Origin of the sequence: Streptomyces sp. NPDC059668 (assembly GCF_042734135.1) — a bacterium.
Classification (GTDB): domain Bacteria; phylum Actinomycetota; class Actinomycetes; order Streptomycetales; family Streptomycetaceae; genus Streptomyces.
In genome coordinates this window covers 1-1,581 of record NZ_JBHWEL010000162.1, presented here as the reverse complement: position 1 = coordinate 1,581, position 1,581 = coordinate 1, and the positions used below count along the sequence as shown (strand labels likewise).

Sequence of the window (1,581 nt, the reverse complement as noted above, 5' to 3'; positions counted from 1 at the left end):
ATACTCAGTGCGAACATAAGAGATAGGACATTTCTATCCCTGATACCCAGTTATTTCATATATAATAGGACTTTACATTCAGGAACATGTGTTCTATTATTGGTACAGAAATATTTTCTTCTCCTACCAATATGTCGCATAATGTCGAATCCTTCCTGAAAAAATTCTGAAGAAATTTGTAAAAAGGGGTAGACATGATATATCCCTTGATGGTAAGATAAGGTCATCAAAGGGAACATAAAGGAATCTGAAGCCCTTTAAAGGAAGTGATACATATGTAGAGGGAGGTACGCTTTTTGTCTAGTGAAGAGGTTTTAACAGTTAAACAGGTAGCCGAGATATTAAAAATATCTGAAAAAACGGCTCGCAAAATGCTGAACAACGGAGAAATTAAAGGTTTCAAAGTCGGTCGAGAATGGCGCGTGTCAGCTGAAAAATTCAATGAATACTTAAAACAAAATTAATTCTTTGGGGGAATTTTAAAATGACAAACACTATTAAAAACACTGAAAACACTACTGACGTATTGGCAACTGAGGACATTGCAACAGCATCACCAAGTATTTTTGAACAAGGTACACAACAAATGTTTTCAACTATCCAGGCAACGGACAGAAAGAGCAGCATCAAACTTTACAACGCGGTAAGCAACGCTGAACACTCTCTATCAGACCATATCGGAGAAGTAATTGAAATTACAGACATGGTCGCCCATGCGGTTGAATTAGAGGATGAAGTCACGAAAGAGACAATTCAGGCAATGCGCGTTGTTCTTTTAACAGCAGACGGACAAGGCTATCACAGTGTATCTCAGGGCGTAGCAAGCTCCCTACAACGTATCATTGGGATTGTAGGGCAAGGTCCTTGGACGGACGAGCCATTAAAAGTTGTTCCAAAAGAAGTTAAAACCCGCCGCGGCTTTAAAACATTGACACTTGCGCTTGTGGACTAATTAAATAGTCGCTCCGATCGGGGCGGCTTTTCTTATATTAAATTACTATATACGGAGGTTGCTAGACTTGGATAAAAACGTAATGATTTTCGACAACGGAGAACGCCGCACAGAGATTAAAGAGGATAGAGTGGAGAATATGTATTGTTTCGCTCAAAAGCTTGATGACGATACACAACAGATTATTAGTTTCACTCGTTCAGAAATGCTTGCAATAGTCTCCTATTTTCATGCTGAAGCACAAGACGAACTGTCACGCGGTTCTGTTCGCTATATTCCGACACAAAAAGCAGAAGCCATTTAAATATTAAATTGACAGGGAAATTCGTTTCCCTGTGACTTTTGTGTTTAAAGGGGGTGTCACTGATTGGGAAGAAAAAGCGGCTGAAGAAGAAACAGCAGAAAAAACAAAATATAGCTGCCTTGAAAAAAGTCGGAATTACTGACAAAAAGGTTATAAAGGAATTAAAAAATAAACCTGCCACAGTAAATAAAATTGTTAAGAAAAAGAGTCGTAGTTTAATTGCAAATGAACGATCTGAATTAATTAAACGGTTAGGATTTAAAGTCTCCGAACATTCCGCAAAAAGGTATTGGAGCGAATCACGATTTAATGAATGGTATAACAA

General features: G+C 38.1%; 4 protein-coding genes. All 4 read left to right on the top strand.

Translation table 11 applies throughout. The annotated features are described in order from the left end of the window. Positions 1-296 precede the first annotated feature (296 nt). Entirely contained in the window at positions 297-464 is a 168-nt protein-coding gene (locus tag ACFV2J_RS42595) for a helix-turn-helix domain-containing protein (protein WP_326194937.1), read from the top strand. A gap of 20 nt (positions 465-484) precedes the next feature. After that, positions 485-952: a hypothetical protein gene (locus ACFV2J_RS42590; RefSeq protein WP_326194938.1), complete on the top strand. Its 468-nt coding sequence runs from the start codon at positions 485-487 to the stop codon at positions 950-952. Between the two features lie 82 nt (positions 953-1,034). Further along, positions 1,035-1,256 (top strand): hypothetical protein, encoded by a 222-nt coding sequence (locus ACFV2J_RS42585; RefSeq protein ID WP_376642817.1) that lies wholly within the window; start codon positions 1,035-1,037, stop codon positions 1,254-1,256. A gap of 53 nt (positions 1,257-1,309) precedes the next feature. Continuing rightward, positions 1,310-1,581 (top strand): hypothetical protein (locus ACFV2J_RS42580; RefSeq protein WP_385443873.1); only part of this gene is annotated, 272 nt, incomplete at its 3' end.

Excerpts from the sequence above, each read along its gene's own strand:
- ACFV2J_RS42590 (WP_326194938.1), top strand. The coding sequence starts at position 485 with ATGACAAACACTATTAAAAACACTGAAAACACTACTGACGTATTGGCA.
- ACFV2J_RS42585 (WP_376642817.1), top strand. The coding sequence starts at position 1,035 with ATGATTTTCGACAACGGAGAACGCCGCACAGAGATTAAAGAGGATAGA.